Annotated in this window: 5 protein-coding genes and 1 pseudogene; 3 read left to right on the forward strand and 3 right to left on the reverse strand. The window is 65.4% G+C overall.

Translation table 11 applies throughout. The annotated features are described in order from the left end of the window. Together AC27IQ_RS16105 and AC27IQ_RS16110 are read right to left on the reverse strand one after the other, a co-directional pair. The coding region (locus tag AC27IQ_RS16105) for a biotin/lipoyl-containing protein (protein WP_487090054.1) at nt 1-310 on the reverse strand (310 nt) is incomplete at its 3' end. A 52-nt stretch (nt 311-362) separates the two neighbouring features. Further along, nucleotides 363-3,242, reverse strand: coding sequence for a 2-oxoglutarate dehydrogenase E1 component (locus tag AC27IQ_RS16110; protein ID WP_284430830.1), 2,880 nt, complete (start codon nt 3,240-3,242; stop codon nt 363-365). A 232-nt stretch (nt 3,243-3,474) separates the two neighbouring features. On the opposite strand from AC27IQ_RS16110, the gene AC27IQ_RS16115 reads away from it, so the two are divergent. From AC27IQ_RS16115 to AC27IQ_RS16125, 3 genes are read left to right on the forward strand one after another with little or no spacing between them, the layout of a single operon-like run. Next, complete coding sequence (locus AC27IQ_RS16115; protein ID WP_487090055.1) at nt 3,475-4,533, forward strand: AI-2E family transporter; 1,059 nt, start codon at nt 3,475-3,477, stop codon at nt 4,531-4,533. Nucleotides 4,534-4,575: 42 nt separating this feature from the next. Next, nucleotides 4,576-6,834, forward strand: a complete 2,259-nt coding sequence (locus AC27IQ_RS16120) for a diguanylate cyclase domain-containing protein (RefSeq protein ID WP_487090056.1) — start codon at nt 4,576-4,578, stop codon at nt 6,832-6,834. A gap of 57 nt (nt 6,835-6,891) precedes the next feature. Beyond that, on the forward strand, nt 6,892-7,275 hold the full coding sequence (locus AC27IQ_RS16125) for a FlxA-like family protein (RefSeq protein WP_284430827.1): 384 nt from the start codon (nt 6,892-6,894) through the stop codon (nt 7,273-7,275). A gap of 138 nt (nt 7,276-7,413) precedes the next feature. On the opposite strand, the pseudogene AC27IQ_RS16130 reads toward AC27IQ_RS16125, so the two are convergent. Then, nucleotides 7,414-7,685, reverse strand: a pseudogene (locus AC27IQ_RS16130) (microcin ABC transporter ATP-binding protein); the annotation flags it as partial.

Raw genomic sequence — 7,685 nt, forward strand, 5'->3', positions numbered from 1 at the left:
CGGGCGCCGCAGCTGCGGGCGCGGCGGCAGGGGCAGCTGCAGCGGCAGGGGCGGCTGCGCCGGCCTTGCCTTCGGTGTCGATCTTGGCGATCAGCTGGTCGGCCACCACGGTGGCGCCGTCGCCTTGCACGATTTCCGCCAGCACGCCGGCCGAGGGAGCAGGCACTTCGAGCACGACCTTGTCGGTCTCGATTTCGATCAGGATTTCATCGACGGCGACAGCCTCGCCGGCCTTCTTCTTCCACGTGAGCATCGTGGCTTCCGCCACGGATTCGGACAGTTGGGGGACTTTGACTTCAACGATAGCCATGGGAATTCTTTCGGGGTTTGTTTCTGCTTTTTGTGTGTTCGGGTTTCCGGCCTTACTTGGTCAGGACAAACCCCTTGAGCTTGGCGAACGCGCCGTCCACCAGGGCCTTTTGCTGCTCCTGGTGCAGGTGCGAATAGCCCACCGCGGGCGATGCCGAGGCGGCACGGCCGGAGTAACCCAGCTTCTGGCCTTCGAGCATGTTCTCGTGGATGTAGTGCTGCACGAAGAACCAGGCGCCCTGGTTCTGCGGCTCGTCCTGGCACCACACGATGTCGGTGGCGTTCGGGTACTTCTTCAGCTCGGCGGCGAAGGCCTTGTGCGGGAACGGATAGAGCTGTTCCACGCGCAGGATGACGACGTCGTCGGCTTCCTTCTCTTCGCGCTTCTTGACCAGGTCGTAGTAGACCTTGCCCGAGCAGGCGATCACGCGCTTGACCTTCTCGGCCTTCTTCTCGATGGCTTCGTTCTGCTCCGGGATCACCGTCTGGAAGCTGCCCTTGGTGAACTCGGACAGCGGCGAGGTCGCGTCCTTGTTACGCAGCAGCGACTTCGGCGTCATGATGATCAGCGGCTTGCGCAGGTGGCGGACCATCTGGCGGCGCAGCACGTGGAAGATCTGGCTGGCGGTGGTGGGCTGCACCACCTGCATGTTGGCGTCGGCCGACAACTGCATGAAGCGCTCCAGGCGGGCCGAGCTGTGCTCGGGGCCCTGGCCTTCGTAGCCGTGCGGCAGCATCAGCGTGATGCCGTTCACGCGGCCCCACTTCACTTCGCCGGAGGCGATGAACTGGTCGATCACGACCTGCGCACCGTTGGCGAAGTCGCCGAACTGCGCTTCCCAGATCACGAGCGTGTTGGGGTCGTTGGAGGCATAGCCGTATTCGAAGCCCAGCACCGCCTCTTCGGACAGGATGGAGTCGATCACGACGAACGGAGCCTGGTTCTCGCTGACGTTCTGCAGCGGCACGTAGGTGCCCGTGTCCCACTTCTCGCGCTTTTGGTCATGGATGACCGAATGGCGGTGGGTGAACGTGCCGCGGCCGCAGTCCTCGCCCGACAGGCGCACGGGGAAGCCGCTGGCCACCAGCGAGGCGAAGGCCATGTGCTCGCCCATGCCCCAGTCCACCGGAATGTCGCCACGGCCCATGGCGGCGCGGTCGTCGTACACCTTCTTGACCAGTTGGTGCGGCGTCACGCCTTCAGGGATGGTGGTGATCTTTTCGGACAGGCGCTTCCACTCGGCCAGCGGGATGGCGGTGTCGCCGGCATCGGTCCACTTCTTGCCCAGGAAGGGGCTCCAGTCCACCGCATACTTGCTCTTGAAGTTGGTCAGTACCGGATCGACCGTGTGCTTGCCCGCATCCATGGCGGCGCGGTAGGCCTTGGACATGTCGTCGCCCAGGGTCTCGCCCAGGCCCTGCGTGGCCAGCTTGTCGGCGTACAGCTTGCGGGTGCCGGGGTGCGCGCCGATCTTCTTGTACATCAGCGGCTGGGTGAGCGCGGGCGTGTCCTGCTCGTTGTGGCCCAGCTTGCGGAAGCAGATGATGTCCACCACCACGTCCTTCTGGAACTCCATGCGGAATTCGAGGGCGAGCTGCGTGGCGAACACGACCGCTTCGGGATCGTCGCCGTTCACGTGCAGCACGGGCGACTCGATCATCTTGACCACGTCCGTGCAATACAGCGTGGAGCGGCTGTCACGCGGATCGGAGGTGGTGAAGCCGATCTGGTTGTTGATCACGATGTGCACCGTGCCGCCCGTGGAGTAGCCACGGGTCTGGGCCAGCGCCAGCGTTTCCTGGATGACGCCCTGGCCGGCGAAGGCCGCGTCGCCGTGCACCAGCACGGGCAGCACCTGCTTGCCATGCGGGTCGGCGCGGCGGTCCATGCGGGCACGCACCGAACCTTCCACGACGGGGTTCACGATTTCCAGGTGGGAGGGATTGAAGGCCAGCGACAGGTGCACCGGGCCGCCAGGGGTGCTGACGTCGGAGCTGAAGCCCTGGTGGTACTTCACGTCGCCTGCCGGCAGGTCTTCCGGAGCGGTGTGGTCGAACTCGGCGAACAGGTCCTTGGGCATCTTGCCCAGCGTGTTCACCAAAACGTTCAGACGGCCGCGGTGGGCCATGCCGATCACGATTTCCTGCACGCCCTTGGTGCCGGCGGCCTGGATGAGTTCATCCATGGCGGCGATGAAGCTTTCGCCGCCTTCGAGCGAGAAGCGCTTTTGGCCGACGTACTTGGTGTGCAGGAAGCGCTCCAGGCCTTCAGCGGCCGTGAGGCGGTCCAGGATGTGCTTTTTCTTGTCGGGACCGAAGCTGGGCTTGCTGCGGATGGTCTCGAGCTTTTCCTGCCACCAGCGCTTCTGGTTCTGGTCGGTGGCATACATGTATTCGACCCCGATCGAGCCGCAGTACGTTTCGCGCAGCGCGTTGATCAGCTCGCGCAGCGGCATGGCTTCCTTGCCGAAGAAGGTGTTGCTCGTGTTGAACACCGTTTCCTGATCGGCATCGCTGAAGCCGTAGAAGGAGGCTTCGAGTTCAGGAATCTCAGGGCGCTCGGTGCGCTTCAGGGGGTCCAGATCGGCCCAGCGCTGGCCGACATTGCGGTAGGCCGAGATCAGTTGCTGGACAGCGGTGCGCTTGCGGCCCATTTCGGAGTCGGCGCCGGTGGCACCGACGACCTTCGTGCCGCCTTGCTTGGCGCGCTCGGCGAAGGCATTGACCACGGGCAGGTGGGGCACGTCCTTGGCGTTCGAGCCATCGACGGCAGGCACGTGCTGCAGGGCATCGAAGTATTCGCGCCACGTGTCGGGCACGCTGCCGGGGTTGACGAGATAGTTCTCGTACATCTCTTCGACATAGGGCGCATTGCCGCCGAAAAGATAGGTGTTGCCTTGGTAGGCTTGGTATACGGATGTCGTATCGCTCATATTCCGCTGACCTCCGCTTCCCTGAGGGAAGCATTAGCTGGTGGGTAAAACCTTCCGCGACACGGCTGAACCGATTGGCGGATGCGACTGTGGCTGGGGAAGGGCCGGGGGTGCGGGCGCCATTGTGCCACCGAACGCCCAGGAGCGAGCCCTACACGGCGTAAGCGCGTGTTCCTTCGCCGCCGTGTCACTGCGGTCGCTTACATTTCGTCATTATCCGTACCCCGCCTCTATGAACTCACCCACCCTTCAGAGCCGCACGCTGTTGCTTCTTCTCATCGCGGTCACTGTCGCGTTCTTCGCCATCCTGTGGCCGTTCCACGGAGCGGTTTTCTGGGGCGTCATCCTGGGGATCCTGTTCACGCCGCTGCACCGGCGGCTGCTGCGGCGCATGCGCGGGCGGCGCAACCTGGCGGCCCTGTGCACCCTGGGACTGTGCCTGGTGATCGTGATCCTGCCCATGACCTTCATCAGCATTTCGCTGGTCCAGGAGGCCGGACTCATCTACGAACGCATGAAATCGGGGCAGCTCAACTTCGGCGCCTACGTACAGCAGGTGCTGAGTGCCCTGCCCTCCTGGCTGCTGGGCCTGCTGGACCGCTTCAACCTCACCTCGGCCGCCGAGGTGGAGGCCAAGCTCTCGTCCGTGTCGGTGCAGGCCGGCCAGTTTCTGGCCACCAAGGCGCTGGACGTGGGCCAGAACACGCTGCAGTTCATCGTGAGCTTCGGCATCATGCTGTACCTGCTGTTCTTCCTGGTGCGTGACGGCAGCTCGCTGGTCAACCGCATCCGCCAGGCCGTGCCACTCGACGAAGAGCACAAGCGTCAGCTGGCCAGCAAGTTCACCACGGTGATCCGCGCCACCGTCAAGGGCAACATCGTGGTGGCCGCCGTGCAGGGTGCGCTGGGCGGGGTGATCTTCTGGATCCTCGGTATCCAGGGCCCCATCCTCTGGGGCGTGCTGATGGCCTTCCTGTCGCTGCTGCCCGCCATCGGTGCCGGCCTGATCTGGGGCCCGGTGGCCATCTATTTCTTCGCGACCGGCGCCATCTGGCAGGGTTCGGTGCTGGTGGCTTTTTGCGTCTGCGTGATCGGGCTGGTGGACAACGCCCTGCGCCCGGTGCTGGTGGGCAAGGACACGAAGATGCCGGACTACATCGTCCTCATCTCCACCCTGGGCGGCATGGCCCTGTTCGGGCTGACGGGTTTCGTGATCGGCCCGGTGATCGCAGCGCTCTTCATCGCCACCTGGGACTTGTTCTCGCAACCCGCCGATTCCCCGATAAAGTAACAGCGCAGCACCCGCCGGCCTCCGTGCCGGCCGCCATGCGCCATGCCCCAGATTTCGCCCCGTCGCCTCGTCCTGCTGGCCCTCGTGCTGTCGGCAGGCATTGGTGCGCTCTTCGTGCGGGCGATCCTCACGATCCGCGACGACGCCTGGTCGTACGCGCTGCACACCAACAGCAGCCTGGCACGCACCATCGAGCAGAACATCCAGCGCACCCTGAACGGCTTCGACTACTCGCTGGTCGGGGTGGCCAAGAGCCTGTCGGACCCCGGCCTTCCGAGCCTGACCCCGCAGATGCGCAACACCTTCCTGTTCGACCACTCCCTGCACACGCCCGGCCTGGGCGCGGTCGCGGTGCTGGATGACAAGGGCAACTTGATAACGCGCTCCACCAGCCTGGAGCCCCTGAACCTCAACCTGGCCGACCGCGATTACTTCCAGGTGCACCAGACCAGCCAGCGCGAGGGGCTCTACATCGGGCATCCCATCCGCGGCCGGGTCTCGGGCTCGTACAGCCTGCCCATCAGCCGCGCGTATTTCCGCAGCGACGGCAGCTTCGGCGGCGTCGTGGTGGGCACCGTGAGAATCAACTATTTCAAGGAGCTGTTCGCCTCCATCGACGTCGGGCCGATGAGCCGCGTGGAGCTGTGGAGCACCCGCGACGGCACCACCGTCGCGCGCTTTCCCTACGCCGAAGGGGATGTCGGCCAGCCGATGGACGACGCCAGCCTGCTGGCCCGGCTGCAGACGGTCGACAGCGGCAGCTACACGGCGCAGGACCCGCAGGACCGCACCGAGCGGCTGCACACCTTCCGCCGCATCGGCAACTACCCGCTGGCGGTGAGCGTCGGGCAGTCGGCGGACACCATCCTGGCCAAGTGGCGCGCCAGCGCCAAGGTGCTGGGCGCGTTCGCGGTGCTGTTGATGGCGGCCTGCCTGGGCCTGTCCGCCCTCTTCGCGCGGGAGTTGCAGCGCCGCCAGGCCATCGCGGCCCAGCTCAAGCAGGCCGAGCACGACACGCGCACCATCCTCGACAACCTGCCTTCCATGGTGAGCTACTGGGACAAGGACCAGCACAACCGCTTCGCCAACCAGGCGTACATGGACTGGCTGGGCGTCTCGCGCGAGCGCATGCCCAACGTGAAACTGCTGGACGTGCTCGACCGGGGAACCTACGAACACGCGTTGACGCACATCCGGCAGGCGCTCAAGGGCCACAAGCAGGTCTTCGAGCGGACCATGCCCCTGCCCTCCGGCGAGGTGCGCCACACGCTGGTGTCGTACATCCCGGACAAGGAAGGCGACGAGGTGCAGGGCATCTTCGTGCAGATCGACGACCTGACCGACCGAAAGCGCATGGAAGACCTGCTGTTCGAGGAAAAGGAGCTGATCCGCCTGACGCTGCAGTCCATTGGCGATGCGGTCATCTGCACCGATGCCGAGGGCTGCGTCACCTACATCAACCCGGTGGCCGAAAAGATGACCGGCTGGCAGGCCTTTCATGCCGCGGGATCGGACATCGACGACGTCGTGCCGCTGCACGAGGCCGGCAGCGACAGCGGCTTGAGCCCCACCCGCAAGGCGCTGGCCGAAGGCCGGGCCCAGCCCTCGAAACGCGGCGTGGTGCTCCAGTGCCGCGACGGACGGCGCATCGACATCGAGAAATCGGTCAGCCCCATCACCGACCGGCACGGGCACGTCACCGGTACGGTGATGGTGCTGCGCGACGTGACCGAGGCCATGGAGATGTCGCGCCGTATGGCCCACCTCGCGCAGTACGACGTGCTGACCGACCTGCCCAACCGCGTGCTGCTGCAGGACCGCGCCCAGCAGGCCATCGCGCACGCCCTGCGGGATGACCGCAGCCTCGCGCTGATGTACATCGACCTGGACGGGTTCAAGCAGGTGAACGACACCCTCGGCCACGATGCCGGCGACCTGCTGCTGGTGCAGGTCGCCCGCCGCTTCAAGGGCGCCGTGCGGCATTCCGACACGGTGTGCCGCCAGGGGGGCGACGAGTTCGTCGTGCTGCTGCCCAAGCTGGACAACGCCGACCAGGCCTGCCTGGTGTCGCAAAAGATCATGGCCGCGTGCGAACCGCCGTTCGATCTGCAGGGCGAGGTCCGGCAGATCGGCCTGAGCGGCGGCATCGCGCTGTTTCCGCAGCATGGCCGCAATTTCGAGGAGCTGTCGCGCAGCGCCGACATGGCGATGTACGCGGCCAAGCGCGCGGGGCGGGGGCATTTCCGGCTGTATGCCGGGCCCGACCAGGAGCCCACCATCGTGCCGGCGGACAAGAAATGACGGAATAAACGCCGGCAAGGCCTACAGTTCCGTCCCCAATCAGCCGATACCTCCTTCATGTCCCTGTCCATCTCCTCCGCCTCCAGCACCTCCTCCACCAGCGTTTCGGGGAGCCGCTCTTCGGGCCAATCGAGCGGTGACATCGCGGCGCTTCAAAAGCAGCTCAAGGACCTCACGGCCGACCTCAAGCAGGCGTCGGCAGAAGCCAGCCAGGCATCCGACCCCAACGACGCCAAAGCCAAGCAGCAGAGGCTGCAGGCACTGCAGAACCAGATCCAGCTCGTGCAGCAGCAGATCGCAGCCATCCAGCAGGCCCAGCAACAGGAGCAGCAGCAAAAGGCCATGGAAAAGGCCATGGAGCAGCAGCAGTCGGCCGACCAGAAGAAGACGCCGCCCGCCGCCTCCACCACGCTGGGCACGCAGGTCGATACCTTCGCCTGATCGCCGCACACGGCGCCCAGACAGACCGCACGAACGCGCGGTGCGCCCCAATGCCTCAAGCCTGCGATTTGCTATTTAATTGATAGCAAACAGGACAATCAATACGCCGGCATGGGGCCGAAAACACCCCAAATCGGCTCAACCCTCCCCATCCAGCCCGGCCGCGGACACCAGCCTCTGGGTGTAGGGGTGCCGGGGCGCATCCAGCACCGCCTGCACCGGGCCCGACTCCAGCACCTCGCCGTCCTTCATCACGATCACGTCGTGCGCCATCGCGCGGATGACGGCCACGTCGTGCGTGATGAGCAGGTAGCTGAGCGAGCGCTCCTTCTGCAGGCGCTGCAGCAGTGCCAGCACCTGCTGCTGGATGGTGACGTCGAGCGCGCTGGTGGGCTCGTCCAGCACCAGCA

Source organism: Acidovorax sp. KPB24-07, from assembly GCF_057543315.1.

What these genes read in the sequence shown, in the direction of transcription:
- AC27IQ_RS16120 (WP_487090056.1), top strand. Translation starts at nt 4,576, where the DNA reads ATGCCCCAGATTTCGCCCCGTCGCCTCGTCCTGCTGGCCCTCGTGCTG.
- AC27IQ_RS16115 (WP_487090055.1), top strand. Translation starts at nt 3,475, where the DNA reads ATGAACTCACCCACCCTTCAGAGCCGCACGCTGTTGCTTCTTCTCATC.
- AC27IQ_RS16110 (WP_284430830.1), bottom strand. Translation starts at nt 3,242, where the DNA reads ATGAGCGATACGACATCCGTATACCAAGCCTACCAAGGCAACACCTAT.
- AC27IQ_RS16125 (WP_284430827.1), top strand. Translation starts at nt 6,892, where the DNA reads ATGTCCCTGTCCATCTCCTCCGCCTCCAGCACCTCCTCCACCAGCGTT.